The 19,393-nt window shown below is 62.4% G+C and carries 13 protein-coding genes; 1 reads left to right on the forward strand and 12 read right to left on the reverse strand.

The features are described 5' to 3' along the window. Positions 1-8 precede the first annotated feature (8 nt). Positions 9-1,016 carry an LLM class flavin-dependent oxidoreductase gene (locus tag AC2ETI_RS27085; protein WP_070384961.1) on the reverse strand — a complete coding sequence of 336 codons (1,008 nt, stop codon included), beginning with the start codon at positions 1,014-1,016 and terminating at the stop codon, positions 9-11. Between the two features lie 88 nt (positions 1,017-1,104). Between AC2ETI_RS27085 and AC2ETI_RS27090 the strand changes: the two genes are divergently transcribed. After that, positions 1,105-1,491 (forward strand): glyoxalase superfamily protein, encoded by a 387-nt coding sequence (locus AC2ETI_RS27090; RefSeq protein ID WP_003942070.1) that lies wholly within the window; start codon positions 1,105-1,107, stop codon positions 1,489-1,491. Positions 1,492-1,555: 64 nt separating this feature from the next. Here the strand turns inward: AC2ETI_RS27090 and AC2ETI_RS27095 are convergent, their stop codons facing one another. The 11 genes from AC2ETI_RS27095 to AC2ETI_RS27145 form a co-directional block, all read right to left on the reverse strand. After that, entirely contained in the window at positions 1,556-5,512 is a 3,957-nt protein-coding gene (locus tag AC2ETI_RS27095; protein WP_021343470.1) for a DNA-directed RNA polymerase subunit beta', read from the reverse strand. A 117-nt stretch (positions 5,513-5,629) separates the two neighbouring features. Then, positions 5,630-9,136 carry a DNA-directed RNA polymerase subunit beta gene (gene rpoB / locus AC2ETI_RS27100; protein WP_019744305.1) on the reverse strand — a complete coding sequence of 1,169 codons (3,507 nt, stop codon included), beginning with the start codon at positions 9,134-9,136 and terminating at the stop codon, positions 5,630-5,632. 461 nt (positions 9,137-9,597) lie between these two features. Continuing rightward, positions 9,598-10,461, reverse strand: coding sequence for a hypothetical protein (locus AC2ETI_RS27105; RefSeq protein WP_483634666.1), 864 nt, complete (start codon positions 10,459-10,461; stop codon positions 9,598-9,600). Positions 10,462-10,506: 45 nt separating this feature from the next. Beyond that, positions 10,507-11,235, reverse strand: a complete 729-nt coding sequence (locus tag AC2ETI_RS27110; RefSeq protein WP_019744307.1) for a hypothetical protein — start codon at positions 11,233-11,235, stop codon at positions 10,507-10,509. Positions 11,236-11,334: 99 nt separating this feature from the next. After that, positions 11,335-12,582 (reverse strand): MCE family protein, encoded by a 1,248-nt coding sequence (locus tag AC2ETI_RS27115; RefSeq protein ID WP_019744308.1) that lies wholly within the window; start codon positions 12,580-12,582, stop codon positions 11,335-11,337. Next, positions 12,579-13,856: an MCE family protein gene (locus AC2ETI_RS27120; protein ID WP_483634667.1), complete on the reverse strand. Its 1,278-nt coding sequence runs from the start codon at positions 13,854-13,856 to the stop codon at positions 12,579-12,581. The genes AC2ETI_RS27115 and AC2ETI_RS27120 overlap by 4 nt, the downstream gene beginning before the upstream one ends. Further along, positions 13,853-15,106 (reverse strand): MCE family protein, encoded by a 1,254-nt coding sequence (locus tag AC2ETI_RS27125; protein ID WP_003941941.1) that lies wholly within the window; start codon positions 15,104-15,106, stop codon positions 13,853-13,855. The genes AC2ETI_RS27120 and AC2ETI_RS27125 overlap by 4 nt, the downstream gene beginning before the upstream one ends. Further along, entirely contained in the window at positions 15,106-16,101 is a 996-nt protein-coding gene (locus tag AC2ETI_RS27130; protein ID WP_003942053.1) for an MCE family protein, read from the reverse strand. Before AC2ETI_RS27130 ends, AC2ETI_RS27125 begins: the two co-directional genes overlap by 1 nt. Beyond that, complete coding sequence (locus AC2ETI_RS27135; RefSeq protein ID WP_019744310.1) at positions 16,098-17,177, reverse strand: MCE family protein; 1,080 nt, start codon at positions 17,175-17,177, stop codon at positions 16,098-16,100. The genes AC2ETI_RS27130 and AC2ETI_RS27135 overlap by 4 nt, the downstream gene beginning before the upstream one ends. Further along, positions 17,174-18,535 carry an MCE family protein gene (locus tag AC2ETI_RS27140; protein ID WP_019744311.1) on the reverse strand — a complete coding sequence of 454 codons (1,362 nt, stop codon included), beginning with the start codon at positions 18,533-18,535 and terminating at the stop codon, positions 17,174-17,176. Before AC2ETI_RS27140 ends, AC2ETI_RS27135 begins: the two co-directional genes overlap by 4 nt. Then, positions 18,532-19,392: an MlaE family ABC transporter permease gene (locus AC2ETI_RS27145; RefSeq protein ID WP_003941894.1), complete on the reverse strand. Its 861-nt coding sequence runs from the start codon at positions 19,390-19,392 to the stop codon at positions 18,532-18,534. The genes AC2ETI_RS27140 and AC2ETI_RS27145 overlap by 4 nt, the downstream gene beginning before the upstream one ends. Position 19,393 lies beyond the last annotated feature (1 nt).

A 19,393-nucleotide genomic window follows, 5' to 3' on the forward strand; every position in this document is an offset into this window, starting at 1 on the left:
CCACACCGCTAAAGCACCTCACGTAGAAGGCGGTCCGAAAGTGCAAGCGCGTCACGGTCGTACGTTGACGTCGACGCCAGCACTTCGTCGGCACCGGTCCGCTCGGCGAGATCGTGAAGCTGTTGTTTCACCTCGACAGGTGTGCCGTGCAGCGCCGACGCCATGAACGACTCGATACGTCTGGCATTTCGATCACTGCGCGGGGCGCGCCTGATCTCGTCCAGCGACGCGAGCGGCGGAAACTCCCCCGTCCGTGACGATTCTGCGAGCGCGTATGCCTCCGGGATCAGCAACTCACGCGCCGCGTCGGTGGTATCGGCAACCGCCACTTCGAGAGAAACCACCACATAGGGTTCGGGATGAGCGTCGGTGGCCCGGAAAGCTCGGCGGTACTCGTCCAATGCATCCACCCGGTCGGTGCTCCCGATTCCGAGTATCGGCCCACCCACGACCACCGGAAGCCCCAGTTGCGCTGCCACTTTCAAACCTGTACGCGTCGCGAGTACGAAGATCGGCACCCCGGTCTCCGACGCCGGCCGTGCCGTCACTGCCGCGGATCCGTCCAGATAGCGCCTCACCTCATCGAGATCTGACGCAAACGTGTCCGGAGCATCCTTGCTGCGTCGTAGTGCCTGACGAACAGGTTCCGTGAATCCCAGCGATCGGCCGAGGCCGAGATCGATTCGCCCCGGGTACAGCGCCTCGAGCATCAAGAACTGCTCGGCGACGATCAGCGGTTGGTGATTCGGCAGCATGACCCCACCGCTCCCGAGTCTGATATCGCGCGTATGCGCGCCGATCGCGGCAAGCAGCACTGCCGGCGACCCGCTCCCGATCCCGGGCACCGCGTGATGCTCGGCCACCCAGAACCGGTGGTAGCCGAGAGCGTCGGCGTGCGCGGCGCGTTCGACGGAATGCGTCAGAGCTGCGGAGTCGGGGTATCCGCTCCTGGTTCGGGATCGGTCGAGAAGTGAGAGAAGCACTCTCGGAGCAACAAGGAATTCGGAAAGTTTCATCCGAACGCCTAATGAGGACCGTTTCTGACCGCAATACCCGCAACACTGGACCTGTCGCCGGAATCCACCATCACATGAAGGGCACGTCATGGACATCAAGCTCGAACTGGTCGCCATTCCCGTCACCGACATCGACCGCGCCAAGGACTTCTACGTCCGCCTCGGCTTCAACGCCGACCACGATCACACGGTCAGCGAGGACCTGCGCTTCGTCCAGCTGACCCCACCCGGTTCGGCCTGCTCGATCTGCATCGGCAAGGGAATCACCGACGCCGAGCCCGGTTCCGTCGTCGGCATGCAGGTAGTGGTCAAGGACATCGAAGAGGCTGAGCGCGAGTTCAAGAGCCGCGGCATCGACATCAGCCCGATCGACGACCAGGCTTGGGGCAGATTCATCTACTTCGCCGACCCCGACGGCAACAAGTGGGCTGTCCAGGAGATCGTCATCCCGGATCTCAGCGGCAGCAACTCCTGAAGCGAGCGAGATGAAAAATCCCCCCACCTCTTTCGAGGTGGGGGGATTTTCTACGAACTAACGCTTAGCGGTAGTCGTTGCTGAAGCCGTAGTCGTCCAGCGGAACTGCAGCACCGGTGTTCTGGCCGAAGCCGTCCGGGCTGTAGTACTGGTCGTCGTACGACGGCACTGCGTAAGCAGCGGCGCGTGCCTCTTCGGTCGGCTGAACCTGGATGTTGCGGTAACGGTTGATACCGGTACCGGCAGGGATCAGCTTGCCGATGATGACATTTTCCTTCAGACCGATCAGCTTGTCCGAGCGGCAGTTGATAGCCGCGTCGGTCAAGACACGAGTGGTCTCCTGGAACGATGCCGCGGACAGCCACGAATCCGTCGCGAGCGACGCCTTCGTGATACCCATGAGCACCGGACGGCCGGCTGCGGGCTCGCCACCCTCGGCGACAACGCGGCGGTTTGCCGACTCGAACTCGGCGCGCTCGGTGAGCGAACCGGGCAGGAACTCGGTGGCACCGGAATCGATGATCGTCACGCGACGAAGCATCTGGCGCACGATGACCTCGATGTGCTTGTCGTGGATCGACACACCCTGGCTCCGGTACACCTCCTGGACCTCGTTGACCAAGTGGATCTGAACCTGACGCGGACCCATGACTCGCAGGACCTCGTGGGGATCGGCAGCACCTTCCATGAGCTGCTGTCCGACCTCGACGTGGTCACCGTCAGCCAAGAGGCTTTCGCGACCGTCGGCATGCTTGAAGACGCGCAGACGCTGACGCTTGCTGAGCTTGTCGTAGACAACCTCTTCGCCGCCGTCGTCCGGAACGATGGTGATCTTGTAGAAACGATCGCCGTCTTCGAGCTGTACCCGACCGGTGACGTCCGCGATAGGAGCCTTGCCCTTGGGCACACGTGCCTCGAACAGCTCCTGGACACGCGGCAGACCACCGGTGATGTCATCTCCTGCGACACCACCCTGGTGGAAGGTACGCATGGTCAGCTGGGTACCGGGCTCACCGATCGACTGTGCGGCGACGATACCGACAGCCTCACCGATGTCGACCAGCTTGCCGGTGGCCATCGAACGGCCGTAGCAAGTGGCGCAAACGCCGGTGCCGGTGGTGCAGGTCAGGACCGAGCGGACCTTGACCGTCGTGATGCCGGCGTCGAGCAGAGCATCGATCGCGGGGTCACCGAGATCGTGGCCACGCTCGACGATGACGGTGCCGTTCGCGTCGACTGCATCGGCCGCCAAGGTACGGGCGTACGTGCTGGTCTCCACGTGAGCATCGCGGATCATCGTGCCGTCGGCCTGCTTCTCGGCGATCGTGGTGACGATGCCGCGCTCTGTTCCACAGTCGACCTCGCGGACGATGACGTCCTGCGAAACGTCCACCAGACGACGGGTCAGGTAACCCGAGTCGGCGGTGCGGAGTGCGGTATCGGCCAGACCCTTACGAGCACCGTGCGTGTTGATGAAGTACTCGAGAACGGTCAGGCCTTCCTTGAAGGAAGACTTGATCGGACGCGGGATGAACTCACCCTTCGGGTTTGTCACCAGACCCTTCATACCGGCGAGCGAGCGAACCTGAGTCATGTTGCCGGCTGCGCCGGACTTCACGATCATCGGGATCGGGTTGCTGTCGGGGAAGTGAGCCTCCATGGCCTTGCCGACCTTGTCGGTCGCTTCCTGCCAAATGGTGACCAGAGCGCTGTTGCGCTCCTTCTTGTCCAGAGCACCACGCTGGTACTGCTTCTCGATCTTGTCGGCCTGAGCCTCGAAGTCCTCGATGATGGCAGGCTTCTCCGGCGGCACGAGCACGTCGGAAATCGAGACCGTGACACCCGAACGGGTGGCCCAGTAGAACCCGACGTCCTTGAGCTTGTCGACGGTCTGAGCAACCACGATCATCGGGTACCGCTCGGCGAGATCGTTGATGATCGTCGCCTGGCGCTTCTTCGGCATCTGCTCGTTGACGAACGGGTAGTCCGCCGGAAGCAGCTCGTTGAAGAGCACACGGCCGAGTGTCGTGGTGGCGGTCCAGCCGTCACCGTATTTCCAGCCCTCGGGGAACAGTTCGTTCTCGAGGTCGCGCGGCGGACGCTGCTGCGTCAGACGCACCTTGATCTGAGCCTGAACCGAGAGCGCGCCGCGGTCGACTGCCATCTGAGCCTCGGCGGGCGAGGAGTACACGCCCTGCTCTGCCTCGTCGTTGGTCGGAGCAACGAGCTCACCGGTGACACCCTCGTCGAGACGGGTCAGGTGGAACAGACCCGTGACCATGTCCAGACGCGGCATGGCGAGCGGGCGACCCGAAGCAGGCGAGAGGATGTTGTTCGAGGACAGCATCAGGATGCGGGCCTCGGCCTGAGCCTCTGCCGACAGCGGGAGGTGAACAGCCATCTGGTCACCGTCGAAGTCGGCGTTGAAGGCCTCACACACCAGCGGGTGGAGCTGAATGGCCTTGCCCTCGACGAGCTGCGGCTCGAATGCCTGGATACCCAGACGGTGCAGCGTAGGTGCACGGTTGAGCAGCACGGGGTGCTCGGCGATGACCTCTTCGAGGACGTCCCACACCTGGACGCGCTTGCGCTCGACCATGCGCTTGGCCGACTTGATGTTCTGCGCGTGGTTGAGATCGACCAGACGCTTCATCACGAACGGCTTGAACAGCTCGAGAGCCATCAGCTTGGGCAGACCACACTGGTGCAGCTTGAGCTGAGGACCGACGACGATCACGGAACGACCCGAGTAGTCGACGCGCTTACCGAGCAGGTTCTGACGGAAACGACCCTGCTTGCCCTTGAGCAGATCGCTCAGGGACTTCAGCGGGCGGTTACCCGGTCCGGTGACCGGACGTCCACGACGACCGTTGTCGAACAGGGCGTCGACCGACTCCTGCAGCATCCGCTTCTCGTTGTTGACGATGATCTCGGGAGCACCGAGGTCGATCAGTCGCTTGAGGCGGTTGTTGCGGTTGATGACGCGGCGGTACAGGTCGTTGAGGTCGGACGTCGCGAAACGTCCACCGTCGAGCTGAACCATCGGGCGAAGCTCCGGCGGGATCACCGGAACAGCGTTGAGGACCATGCCCATCGGCGAGTTGCCGTTGGTCTGGAATGCCGCAACCACCTTGAGGCGCTTGAGTGCACGCAGCTTCTTCTGGCCCTTGCCGCTGCGGATGGTCTCACGGAGAGACTCTGCCTCGGCGTCGAGGTCGAAGTTCTGCATCAGGATCTGGATGGACTCTGCGCCCATCGCACCCGTGAAGTACTCGCCGTAACGGTCGACCAGCTCGCGGTACAGGAGCTCGTCGATGATGAGCTGCTTGACGCTCAGCTTGGTGAAGGTGGTCCAGATCTCGTCGAGACGATCCAGCTCACGCTGCGCGCGGTCACGGAGCTGACGCATTTCGCGCTCGCCGCCGTCCTTGACCTTGCGGCGGACATCGGACTTCGCGCCCTCTGCCTCGAGCTCGGCGATGTCGGCTTCGAGCTTCTGCGCACGTGCCTCGAGATCGGCGTCGCGCTGATCTGCGACGGTCTTCTTCTCGACCTGCATCTCGGCTTCGAGGGTGGAAAGCTCGTTGTGACGGAGCTCCTCGTCGACGCCGACGATGACGTAGGCAGCGAAGTAGATGATCTTTTCGAGATCCTTCGGAGCCAGGTCGAGCAGGTAACCGAGACGGCTCGGAACACCCTTGAAGTACCAGATGTGCGTGACCGGTGCGGCCAGTTCGATGTGACCCATACGCTCACGACGAACCTTGGCGCGAGTGACCTCGACGCCACAGCGCTCACAGATGATGCCCTTGAAGCGGACACGCTTGTACTTACCGCAGTAGCACTCCCAGTCCCGGGTGGGGCCGAAGATCTTCTCGCAGAAGAGGCCGTCCTTCTCGGGCTTGAGCGTGCGGTAGTTGATGGTCTCCGGCTTCTTGACCTCGCCGTAGGACCAATTGCGGATGTCCTCTGCACTGGCCAAGCCAATGCGGAGTTCATCGAAGAAGTTGACGTCGAGCACGTAACTTCCTTTCCCCGTTGGGGTTACGGTTGCCGGTCACCCGGCAACCTGACTGCCAATTCAAATGTGAACTACGCCCCCGGGCCGCTCTTTCAAGAGCAACCCGGGGACCGAAACCTAGTTCGCGAGGTCGTCGACCGTCGCAGCTTCGTTCCTGGACAGGTTGATGCCCAGGTTCGCTGCGGCCCGCTCCAAGTCCTCGTCGTCGCCGTCCGCCATCGTGATGGCCGCGCCGTCCGAGGACAGCACCTCCACGTTGAGGCAGAGCGACTGGAGCTCCTTGAGGAGCACCTTGAACGACTCGGGGATGCCGGGTTCGGGGATGTTCTCGCCCTTGACGATGGCTTCGTACACCTTGACTCGACCGACCACGTCGTCCGACTTGATGGTCAGCAGTTCCTGCAGCGTGTAAGCCGCGCCGTAGGCCTGCATCGCCCAGCACTCCATCTCACCGAAGCGCTGGCCACCGAACTGGGCCTTACCACCGAGAGGCTGCTGCGTGATCATCGAGTACGGACCGGTCGAACGAGCGTGGATCTTGTCGTCGACCAAGTGGTGCAGCTTGATGATGTACATGTAACCGACCGAGACCGGGTACGGGAACGGTTCGCCGGAGCGGCCGTCGAACAAGGTGGCCTTTCCGTCGGGTCCGACCATCTGCTCGCCGTCACGGTTCGGCAGCGTCGCGCCGAGGAGACCGGTGAGCTCGTCTTCCTTCGCACCGTCGAACACCGGGGTGGCGATGTTCGAGTCGGCCGGAGCGGACAGCATCTCTTCCGGCAGGGTCGCAGCCCAGTCGGGACGAGTGCCGTCGGACGCGATCTGAATGTTCCAGCCGGTCTTGCCGATCCACCCGAGGTGGGTCTCCAAGACCTGACCGATGTTCATACGACGCGGGACACCGTGCGTGTTCAAGATGATGTCGACAGGCGTGCCGTCCGAGAGGAACGGCATGTCTTCCTGCGGCAGGATCTTGCCGATGACGCCCTTGTTACCGTGGCGGCCGGCGAGCTTGTCGCCGTCCTGGATCTTGCGCTTCTGTGCCACGTAGACGCGGACCAACTCGTTGACACCGGGAGGCAGATCGTCGTCTTCGTCACGTGAGAACACGCGGATTCCGATGACCTTGCCGGTCTCACCGTGAGGAACCTTGAGGGACGTGTCACGAACCTCGCGAGCCTTCTCACCGAAGATGGCGCGAAGGAGGCGCTCTTCGGGGGTCAGCTCGGTCTCGCCCTTCGGCGTGACCTTTCCGACCAGCACGTCGCCGTCACGAACCTCGGCACCGATACGGATGATGCCGCGCTCGTCGAGGTCGGCGAGGACCTCGTCGGAGACGTTCGGGATGTCGCGAGTGATTTCCTCGGCACCGAGCTTGGTGTCGCGGGCATCGATCTCGTGCTCCTCGATGTGAATCGAGGTCAGGACGTCCTCTTCCACGAGACGCTGCGACAGAATGATCGCGTCCTCGTAGTTGTGGCCTTCCCACGGCATGATCGCGACGAGCAAGTTCTTGCCCAGCGCCATCTCACCGTTCTCGGTGCAAGGGCCGTCGGCCAGAACCTGGCCGGCCTCGACACGCTGTCCCTCGTCCACGATCGGACGCTGGTTGGCGCACGTGCCCTGGTTGGAACGCGCGAACTTGCGCATCCGGTACGTCTTGCGGCTTCCGTCGTCAGCCATCACCGTGACGTAGTCCGCGGAGATCTCCTCCACGACACCGGTCTTCTCGGTGATGATGACGTCGCCGGCATCCACAGCTGCACGCAGCTCCATGCCGGTTCCGACGAGAGGTGCCTCGCTGCGAACCAGCGGGACAGCCTGACGCTGCATGTTCGCGCCCATCAGGGCACGGTTTGCATCGTCGTGCTCGAGGAACGGAATCATCGCGGTTGCGACGGACACCATCTGACGCGGCGAAACGTCCATGTAGTCGATGTCGGAGGACGCGACGAACTCGACCTCGCCACCCTTACGGCGGACGAGAATCTTCGAGTCGGTGAAGCGACCCTCGCGGTCGATGGCCGAGTTGGCCTGCGCGACTACGTGGCGGTCTTCTTCGTCAGCGGTCAGGTAGTCGACCTCGTCGGTCACCTGTCCGTCGACGACGCGACGGTACGGGGTCTCGATGAAACCGAACGGGTTGACGCGGGCGTAGACCGACAGCGAACCGATCAGGCCGATGTTCGGGCCTTCCGGGGTCTCGATCGGGCACATGCGGCCGTAGTGCGACGGGTGAACGTCGCGAACCTCGAGGCCGGCGCGCTCACGGGACAGACCACCCGGGCCGAGGGCGGACAGACGACGCTTGTGCGTCAGCCCCGACAGCGGGTTGTTCTGGTCCATGAACTGCGACAGCTGGGAGGTTCCGAAGAACTCCCTGATCGCAGCGACGACGGGACGGATGTTGATCAGCGTCTGAGGCGTGATTGCCTCGACGTCCTGCGTGGTCATGCGCTCACGAACCACACGCTCCATGCGGGACAGGCCCACGCGGATCTGGTTCTGAATGAGCTCGCCGACGGTACGCAGACGACGGTTGCCGAAGTGGTCGATGTCGTCGACCTCGACGGGAACCTCGACGCCGCCCGGAGCCGTCATCGAGGTGTCACCTGCGTGCAGACGCACGAGGTACTCGACGGTGGCGACGATGTCTTCTTCGGTGAGCGTGGATGCAACGATCGGCTGACCCGCGTTCAGGCCGAGCTTCTTGTTGATCTTGTAACGACCCACGCGAGCGAGGTCGTAGCGCTTGTCCTTGAAGAACAGGTTCTCCAGCAGGGTCTGCGCGCTCTCCTTGGTGGGGGGCTCGCCCGGACGCAGCTTGCGGTAGATGTCGAGCAACGCCTCATCGGTGCCGGCGGTGTTGTCCTTCTCCAGCGTGGCCATGAGGATCTCGGAGAAGCCGAAGCGCTCCGTGATCTGCTCGGTGGTCCAGCCGAGTGCCTTGAGCAGGACGGTGACAGGCTGACGACGCTTGCGGTCGATACGGACACCAACGGTGTCGCGCTTGTCGACGTCGAACTCGAGCCATGCGCCGCGACCCGGGATCACCTTGACGCTGTGCAGATCCTTCTCGGTGCTCTTGTCGACGCTCATGTCGAAGTACACACCGGGGGAACGCACGAGCTGCGAGACGACCACACGCTCGGTGCCGTTGATGATGAAGGTGCCCTTGTCGGTCATCATCGGGAAATCTCCCATGAAGACCGTCTGGCTCTTGATCTCACCAGTGTTGTTGTTGATGAACTCCGCGGTGACGAACAACGGCGCCGCGTAGGTCATGTCCTTGTCTTTGCACTCGTCCGTCGAGGCCTTGACCTCGTCGAATCGAGGGTCGGAGAAGGACAGCGACATAGTGCCGTTGAAATCCTCGATCGGAGAAAGCTCCGCGAGGATGTCCTCGAGACCACCGGACACTGCATTGTCGCCGAGTGCCGCTGCTCGTTCACGCCAACTCTGCGCGCCGATCAGCCACTCGAACGAATCTGTCTGTACGTCAAGAAGCCCGGGAACTTCGAGGGGTTCGCGAACTTTCGCGAACGAAACCCTCTTCGGGGCTCCGGGGATTCCGGAAACTGCCTTGGTCTGGCTAGAGACTGCCAAGATGCGTCCTTCCAGCACCTCACGCGGGCCGCTCCGTGCTGTTGCGACCGCCGCTGTATCTGCTTCGAATTTCGCTGGTTACAACCCGAACGAAACCCGTCGCAGAAAGCAAGAAGTACTTGACTTCGCAGCGGTTGAGACGAGGGGTGGACAGGAGGCAGCCAGCGCAACGTCCAAAAGTACACCCTTACTCTGGAAATGTCGAGTCGGGTGTAACTGAGGGTCGAATTCAGATACTGACGTGAGACTGCCGATCACTCGTCCGTGCATGTTCACCGATCAGAGTGGACCTTGCGGACCGCTCCGTCAAGGGCGAGAGCGCGTGTCGCAGCATTCGAACATTCGTGACGCGCATTCGAACACTGCCACCGGAAGTGTAGCCAGCAACGACGTCACATACGAAAAATCTGGACCGACATCGTGCGTCGGTCCAGATCTTCGCGCTGGTACGCAGGTGCTACTGGTCGCGAATCTCCGAGCTACTGGTCGCGAATCTCCGAGATCAGCCAGTTTCCGTCCTGCTTCTCCAGACTCACGATGACCATTCCGGAGCGAGAGTCTGCCGCCACGCCGTTCTGCGTCGAACTGACGTTCAGTTGGGCGAGCAACTGCGCCCGGTCCTTCTCGAGTCGTGTGATCCCGATCAGCGGGACATCAGCGGTCGTTGCCGTCTGAGTTTGTTCGACGCCGGCCTTCTGCGTGTCCTTGTACTGGGTCAGCTGATCGCGCATCGACTGGTTCAGGCCCTGAACACCCTTGTCGAAATCGGCGTCGAACGTGTCGGGCGAGAACGTGAAGACTGCAGCCAACGCCGACGGCGTCACACGAAGAACCTCAGCCGTGGCGCCTTCGTCCACCCAGGCGATGTCGTCCGTCTTCGCGCCGACTTTGAAGAAGGCGATGCCGGCGAGGATCGCGACGATGACCGCTGCGGCCCCCAGGATCGCGACCAGGCGCCAACCGGCCTTGGATTGTGTAGGTGTTGTCGCCGACTCCCCCGCGCCCGTCTCCGGGGTAGCAGGGGCCTTGGGCTCGTCTGCGACGGTTTTCGCCGGTTTGGTCAGATCGGGGCCTGGTGTGGATTCCGGAGCGTCGGTTTCCGTCTTCGGCGGCTCGATGTCTCCGGACTCGGCCTTCGTGAGCGTCGGCTCCGCAACCTTCGGCTTCGCAACCTCTGGCTTCACAGCCTCCTGTGTCTCTTCTTCCGGCTGTTCGATCGTGGGCTCGACCGGGTCCGAGTCGGACGTCCCCGCGGGGACGTTGAGCGAACGAGCGCTTCCAGCGATCTTCGGCCGACGGTTCTGAGGGGAGGACGGTCCGCCGGTACGACGTTTGGGTGGCATTACGCGCTTCTCCTTCGAGGGATGTCGGTGTGCAGGTTCGACGAACTACTGGCCACCGGAATCACCACCCTCGGTTGTCGGTGCAGGAGCACCGGATGCCGGTGCTTCGGTCCCCGAACCGGGTGCGGGCGTTGCGTCAGGAGCAGGCGTGGAGCCGTCGGCAGCCGGCAGAGTGCCCGAGCCGAGATCGAGCCGCGATCCGATCGGATCAGCGGACTGCGCCTTCCAGACCCCGTCGACCTCGACCATGCCCAGCCGCATGCCGAGCTGATTCTTGACGAACTGGTTGCCCTGGGTCGTGGTGACTCGAACGACGACCAGTGCCGTGGCGGTCCGGTCATCGGTATTGAGCTCGGTCAGCGCGGACTGCACAACTTCGGTGTCAGCCTTCGAACCCGAGTTACGCAACTCGTCGGTGATCGAATCCTGAACGGTCTGCAGATACGTCGTCATCTCGTCACCGGTCACCGAAGAACGCATGTTCTCGATCGACTGGTCGAGATTGGCCGAATCCGCGTTGTTGAGGTTGATCGCGACTTGCTGCGCACCGATCAGCGCGTCGTCACGCATCTCGGCTGTGGTGCGGTCGGTGGTGAGCGCCCGAACGTACGGGACGCCGAACACACCGAGCGCAACCACTGCCGCCAGAAGCAAGACACCGACCGCAATCAGAGACGCTGTCAGCCCCTTCGGTCTACCGGTTGTCGGCGCTCCCGATTCGACTTGCTCGGGCCCGCCGGACTGCGGGGAACTGTTTCTCTGAATCACACTCACTACCCTACTTACCTGTTTTGCCCAGCCTCTGGCCGCGAATCGTCAACTGCCACAACTCAGTAGCCTGAACTGCACAAACTCGACCACATTCGGATCGGTCTACTTCGGTGTCACTCCGAGCAACGGCGCCAACTGCGTCGCGATCGGGTTGAGGTTCAACTTGTCCGGATCGACCTTCGGCTTGAAGTCCCAAGGCTGGATCGTGTCGGGATCGGCGTACACCACGCGGTTGGCACTGCGGACGCCCGTCTCGCTGCCCAGCGGCGTCTCACACGACGCGGCGGTGTTGAGCGGGAAGTCCTGCTGGGTGTCGTCGAAATTGGGATTCTGACGCTTCATCTCGTCCAGGATCGCCATGGTGCCTTCGTAACCCACCGTGCACGAGAGCGGATTGTTGGTCTCGAGCACCAAGCCCTGATGGACCGTTCCGTCGCCGGGAGCAACCGTCGGTGCGGCAGCGGCCAGGCCGGGAAGGAAGATCAGGAACGGCTGCAGCGCGATCGTTCGGGGTGCAAGCGTCTTGGTGGTCGCGGCAAGATTTGTCAGGTCAGTCGTCAGGCTCGGGCCCGCCTCGTTGATGAGGGCACCGATCTGATCGCTGGCCGGGATGCCGTTGTCGATCAAGCGACGGATGTCCGGATCGCTGGTCCGCAACTGCGCCGTGACAGCATCGAGATCGGTACTGAACTGCTTGATCGCGGAGGACTGATCCGACTGCGTCGTCAGTACCGTCTCACTGTTCCGAATCAGCGCGAGCGTCTGAGGCAGAGTGTCGAGCCCGGACTGCGACAGACCGGACAGCGAATCGGCCAGGACCTGAATGTCCTCGCCCTTGCCGTTGAATGCGGCACCGAGTTCGACGGCGACGGTGTGGAGCGCGTCGACCGGCACGGACTTGACCAAGCCGTTGGCGCTGGTCAGCACATCCTCGATCGGGATCGGAGTTGTGGTGTCCCCCACCGCGATCACCGAGCCGTCCGCGAGGAACGGTCCCTGATCTGTATCGGGCTGAAGGTCGACGTACTGCTCACCGATGGCGGAGCGGTTGGCCACGACTGCACGGGCCGACGCGGGAATCTCCGGAGCACTGTTGTCGATCTTCAGGTCGACCTGAATTCCGTCCTCGGTCAACGACATGTCGCCCACTCGACCGACCGGCACACCGCGATACGTCACCTCGGCGTTGGTGAAAATTCCACCGGACGTGGCCAATTCGGTCTTGACCGTGTACTGACCGAACCCCATGAGGTTGTCCAGACGCACGTACTTGGCGCCGACGTAGATGAGACCCAGGAGCGCGACCACCACGAAGCCGACGAGCTGCCATCTGACCAGAGCTGATCTCACTGTCCATCACCACCGATTCCGAACTGTTCCAGCATTCCCTGGATGGGGTTGAGTGGGTCCGCTGCCGGAGCCGGTGTTGCCGGGTCACTGGCCGTGGTGGCGGGTAGACCGGCGACGACGGGGATCTGCGGCAGGATCGGAGCGATCGGCAGCAGCGACACCGTCGGCCAACCCGGCCGCGGTCCGTTTCCGTTGTAGTACGGGTTGGACGGATCTACCACCGGCTTTGGGTTGCCGAACTTCGGCTGACGGTATTCCGGTTCACCCTGTCCGACACCGAGACCCGAGAGAGTGTTGCCGATCTGCAAGTCGACGCTCAGGAAGAGGTTCACGGAACCGCCCTGCGCAATCTTCTCGACACCGTCCGGGAACGGGAACGTCGGAAGGAAAGGAAGTGCCCCGACGAAGTCGTCACCGGAGTCTGCGAGCGCCTGCAGCGTTGGACGCAGAGCCTGAAGATCAGCGATCAGATCGTCCTTGGACTGTGTGAGGACGTCGGTTCCCACTGTTCCGAGTCGATCCACCTGAGCAAGCATCTGCGTCAGCTGCGGGCGCTGCTCGTTGAGAACCTGTGTCGCAACGGGGAGTTCCTCGAGAATCTTCCCGATCTTCTCGTTCTGATCGTTGACGCGGGTCGAGAGCACATCCAGGCCGTCGAGCGCGCGGGTGATGTCGTCACGCTGTTCGTTGAGTCCACCGATGAGTGTGTTCGCCTGCTCCAGAAGACTTCTCGTCTTGCCCTCGCGACCGTCGAATGCGGCCCCGAGTTCTTCGACGATGGGTTGCAACTGGCCCACACCGCCGCCGTTGAGCAGCAGCGACAATGCGCCGAGAACCTGCTCGATCTCCGTGGCGTGGCGAGTGCGATCGAGCGGAATCAGGTCTCCGTCGGCCAGCTTCGCAGAGTCCGGTCCGGACGGCGGGGCCGACAACTGGATGAACTTCTCGCCGAGCAGGTTGGTCTGCTCGACCGCGGCAATTGCGTTGGCGGGTAGATCAACCGACGAGTCGAGGATGATTCCGACGTCCGCGGTCCATCCGTCCGGTCCGACCGACACGTCGTCGACTCGACCGACCGGAACACCGTCGACCTTCACAGCGGACTGCGGAACAAGGTCCAAGACATCGTCGAACTGAATGGTCAAGTGCATCGGATCGGAACCCACATCGGGACCGCCGGGAAGCGGAACCGCGTAGATTCCCTCGGACGAGCAGGCTGTTGCCGAGATCAGGACGGCGCACAGTCCGGCGCCGACTATCAATGAACGCTTCACTCGCCCTCCCCGTTTCCACTGGTCAGTCGCGGTGACACGACGCCGGGCACAGTGCCCGGAACTACCTGCATCTGTCGTTCGGAACCGGCAAGGATGCCGAAGGGAAGGTTCAGGCCTGCAGCCTGATTGGCTGCGTCGGTCATCGCCGCGACGTTTGCGCACTGGTCGATAGCCGGTTGCATCTGCCTTCCCAATGCCTCGAACCGAGGATCACCGGGCAACAGCTTGCCGAGGTCCATCAACTTGCAGAGCACGCCGGCCGGGTTCTGAAGATCAGGGAACGCCAGACGTGAAGCCAGCACACCTGATTCGGCGTCGTACGAGTTGACCAGGTTGGAGATCGCCAGCGGAAGCATGGTGAGCGTGTTGGCCAGTGCTTCCTTGTTGTTCGCCAATGTCTGTGTCGGTTCGACGAGACCCTCGGTTGTCTGGACCAGTTGATCACGGTTGTCTGCCACGAACTTCGCAACGTCGCCGAGAGCAATCGAGAGCTGGTTCAGAGCGGCACCGAGATCGTCGCGCTCACCTGCCAAGAATCCGGTCAGGTCCGACAACTGAGTGTTGAACTGGCGCACCTGCTGATCGTTGGCCGCGAGAGCGCCCACGAAAGTATCCAGGTTCTTGATGGTGAGCGAGATGTTGTCACGCGAATCATTGAGCGTCCGTGCGGCATCCGAGAGGTTGGTGATGCTGTCTCCCAACGCTTCACCGTTGCCCTCGAGGTTGGCCGCACCCGTCTCGACGAAATCGGACAGCGCGCCGTTCTTGTTGGCACCTTCGGGACCGAGCGCCGACGCGAGTTCGTCGATGCTGGAGTACAACTGGTCGACCTCGACGGGCGTCGCCGTCTTCTCGATCGGAATGACTGCACCGCTGGCCATCTTGTCGCCGCCGGTGAAGACCGGTGTCAGCTGGATGTAGCGGTCGGCAACCACCGAAGGCGTGATCTGAGCGGCACTGGCACCGGCGGGGATGTCGATCCCACGATCGACGCGCAACTCGACCTTGACCTGATCTCCCTGAGGTTCGACGGATTCGACGGTGCCGACCTTGACACCGAGAACACGAACGTCGGAACCGTCGTAGATACCCACCGACTTGTCGAAGTAGGCGGTGATCTTGGTGGTACCGGCGCGAGTGAACACCCACCACAGCGCGCCACCGATTACGAGTAACCCGATCAGAACAGCGGCGATGATCGCGACCGAGCGCTTCTTGGAGCCGCTTCCGGCTTCGGCAGTATCAGCCATCAGTTGCCTCCCAACGTACGAACGGGGTCACGGTAGCCCGGAATATCCGGCAGACCCGGCGGAAGGAGGTTCACGACGACCTGGTCGAACCAACGGCCGTTGCCGACCACGTTGGCGTACAAGCGAATGAAGGGTTCGTAGAGCTTCAGTGCCTTGTCCAAGTTCTCGTTGTTGGCCTTCAAGATGTCGATGACGCCGTTGAGCTGCGTCAGCGCCGGCCCGATTGCCGCCTCGTTGTCACGAACGAGACCGGTGAGCTGCTGAGAGACGCGCTGAGTTCCGGTGAGCAGCTGCGAAATCGCTTGCTGGCGATTGTTGAGTTCCTGCACCAGAAGTCCGCCGTCACGGATCAGCTGGGTGAATTCCTTGTTGCGATCCGCAAGAATCTGCGACGTCTTCCCGGTGGCGGCGAAGAGCTTCTGCAGGTCCTGATCGCGGCTCGCGATCGTCTGCGACAGCCGGCTGACACCGTCGAGCGAAGCGCGGACATCGCCAGGTGTCTCGGAGAATGCCTGGGACAACGTCTCCATGCTCTTCGCCAACTGGTCGGTGTCGATGTCGCCGACGGTGTCCGCCGCTGCCGAGAAGGCCTGAACGACGTCGTACGGAGAGGTGGTGCGCTCGAGCGGAATCCGGTCCTTGGGATCGAGGTTGTCGGTTCCGCGCGGATCGAGTGCGAGGTACTTCTGTCCCAGAATCGTCTTGATCTGAATGGACGCAGAGGTTTGATCTCCCACCCACGCGTCACTGACCTTGAAGTCGACGAGAACACGGTCACCGTCGAGATCGACGGAAGTGACCTTGCCGACCTTCACGCCGGCGATACGAACCTCGTTGCCAGGCTTGAGACCCGCAGCTTCGGAGAACTCGGCGGAGTAGGACGAGCCGGCTCCCACGAACGGAAGCGAATCGAGGAAGAACGCGGACAAAGTGGCCAACAGCACCACGAAGATACCGATGGCTCCGGCCATTGCCGGACTGCGACGTTTACTCATCGACCTTGCAACTCCCTCATACCGTCTTGAGTGCATCGCGTGGCCGCGTTGGTGTAAATCGGCTGATTGACCGTCGGCAGGCCGGTGGGCAGATTCAGCGAGGCAGACTGTCCGGGACCGGCAACGATGTCGATTCCGCACAGGTAGAACTGGAACCAGGAACCGTAACTCGCTACGCGAGCGAGCTTGTCGAGCTTGACCGGCAAGGTCTCGAGCACCGCGTTCACGTCGTCACTACGACGGTTGAGCGTCGTCGCCAGCGTGTTGAGCGCCGTGATCGAGCCCTGAATCGACGGCCGCGTCGGCTCGAGCAGATCTGCCGTCGCATCGGTCAACCCGGCGAGTGAGGTGACGGCCGAACCGACGACACCACGCTCGTTGGCCAACCCGGTGACGAGTTGCTGGGTGTTGACGATCAGCGAATCGAGGTTCTTGTCGTTCGCGTTGACTGTGTCGAGAACGTCGTTGAGGTTCTTGATCACCGCCCCGATGACGGCGTCCTTGTCCGCGACGGTGTTGGTCAAACTCGCTGTGTTGCGGACGAGTTCGCTGATGGTGCCGGACTCCCCCTGGAAGACCTGGATGATCTGGTAGGACAGCTTGTTGACGTCGTCAGCGCTCAGGGTGGTGAACAGCGGCTTGAAGCCGTTGAACAGCGTCGTGAGATTGACTGCCGGGCGAGTCTGCGCCAGCGGCAGGGTGTCGCCGCCGGTGATCTTCTGCCCCTGGCTGCCTTCACCTTGCGAGAGCGAAATGTATCGCTGCCCGACCAGGTTGCGGAACCGGATCGTGGCGATGGAACTGGCAGGCAACCAATCACGGTCGGACACCGAGAACTGCACCTCGGCCTGGTTGTCGTTGACGATCGCGATCTTCTCGACCTGTCCGACACGAACACCGGCGATGCGCACCTCGTCACCCTCGTTCAACGAGGTGACGTCGGAGAACACTGCGTTGAACTTGGTGCCTCCGCCGCCGCCGAGGTTGGCGATGCTGGCGGCCAGCAATCCTGTCGCCAGGACGGTGACCACCACGAAGATGATGAGCTTTGTCAGTGGAGCTGCGAGTCCTCTCATTGGACGCTCACCTCCGCACCGGAAAATGCCGGAGCACTGACCATCGTGGTCCACGCCGGAACATCGTCCGGCGCAACACCGTTGGCCTGTCCGTAGATCACCTTCAACGTATCCTCTTCGAGTTTCGAGCCCGCGTAGCCGGCCTGCTGAGCAGGACCGCTGTTGTTGGTCGAGAACAACTGAGGTCCTGAGCCCTCGGGTGCAGGCAGGAATTCCATGGTGGCGGGACCGGGATTGCGGGAAGGAACCTGGTAGGAACCGTCACCGTACGAACCACCGGGGTACTGCGGGAACGGACGACCTGGCTCGGTGACGTTGTCGTAGCAAACCGGGCCGCGGTTGTCGACGAGCCGTGGCTCGTCCTGGTTGGGCAGGTAGCGCCCCTTGGGGTTCACGATCTGAATACTCGCACGCACACCAGGATTGGGCGCGTCGGTGGACAGGATCTTGGCAGCTTCCGGGGCGGTGTCCGAGAAGCCCTTGAACGTGCACCCGAACGTCGGTGAGTACTGAGCCAGAAGCTGGAGAGCTTCCTTCGAATCCGCAGCGAGCGTGATGATCGAGGACGAGTTCGCTTCGAGGAAGGCTGCGGTGTCCGACGATGTCACGGTGAGCGACGCCAGCAGAGTCCGCAACTGGTCCTGCTTCTGAACCACCGTGTTACCCGTGGTCCGCAGATTGTCGAGAGCGTTGATCAGATCGGGCGCAGCGTCCGAGTATGTCTGGGAGAAGTCCGCGAACTTGCGCAGATCCTCTTGAACCGCGGGCAGTTCGGTATTGACGCCGCGGAAGATCTCCTCGAGACGATCGACCGTCAGACCGAGCTCAGCGCCGCGCCCCGTCAGACCCTGCGCGAGAGAACCCAGAGTGTTCGCCAGATCCTGCGGCGGAATCGCCTGCAGAAGTGGGAGCAGTCCGTCCAGAACGTCGCCGACCTCGACAGCGTTTCCGCTCTTGTCCTGCTGGATCACCGTTCCCGCGGAAATCGGAGCAGCGGTGGTTCCCTCCGGAATGATCAGGGAGACGTATCGCTCACCGAAAAGCGTCTTCGGGAGCAGACGTGCCGTCACGTTCGACGGAATCAGATCAGCCTTGTCCGGTTCGATCGCGAGGACCGAGGTGACCTGGCCGTCTTTTGTCGACGCGGATCGCACCTCGCCGACCAGCAGACCACGAACCTTGACGTCCGCGTTGGGTGGCAATGCATTTCCGACGGTGTCGGTGACGAGGTCGATCTTCACGACGTCCTTGAACGTCTTGTTGAAGGTTCCGATGGTGAAGGCCAGGAACAGTGCCAACACCACGAAGAACACGAGTCCGAGCACACGGCGGCGCAGGACTGACGGAGCCTCGATCATCCGGCCACCCTCACTGTCGTCGTGGTGCCCCAGATTGCGAGGCTGAGGAAGAAGTCGAGAACGGCGATCGTGACGATTGCGGCGCGAACAGCGCGGCCGACGGCCACGCCGACGCCTGCGGGACCACCCGAGGCATGGAACCCGTAGTAGCAGTGGATCAGAATCAGCACGAAGGCGAAGACCAAGACTTTCGCAAACGAATACAGCACGTCCTGCGGTGGCAGGAACAGATTGAAGTAGTGGTCGTACGAGCCCGTCGACTGCCCGTTGAACACCGTACTGATCACTCGCGACGCGAGGTACGCCGCAAGCAGACCCACGATGTACAGCGGGATGACGGCGACGAAGCCGGCGATCATGCGGGTGGTGACCAGGAACGGCACTGACGGAACTGCCATGACCTCCAGTGCATCGATCTCTTCGGAGATTCGCATAGCGCCGAGTTGAGCGGTGAAACCACAACCCACCGTGGCCGAGAGCGCAAGAGCCGCAACGATCGGAGCGATCTCACGGGTGTTGACGTATGCGGACAGGAAGCCGGTCAGGACCGAGCTACCCAACTGCTCCAGAGCGGCGAAGCCCTGCAGACCGACGACGACACCGGTGAATCCCGACATCATCGCGATGACACCGATCGTTCCGCCGATGACTGCGAGCGCACCGCTACCGAAGGTCACTTCGGCGAGCAGCCGAAGCGTCTCCTTCCGGTACCGATGCAGGGTGCGCGGGGTCCATGCGATGGCGCGCGCGTAGAACGACATCTGCTCGCCAGCGCGGTCCAACGCGTTCACTGGAATTCTGGCAACTTTGCGGCTCTTCAGCAGGAACTGATCGCCGCGGCCTCGTGCGATGGTCATT

The sequence above is a fragment of the Rhodococcus sp. MurmanLake-1 genome, assembly GCF_056945715.1.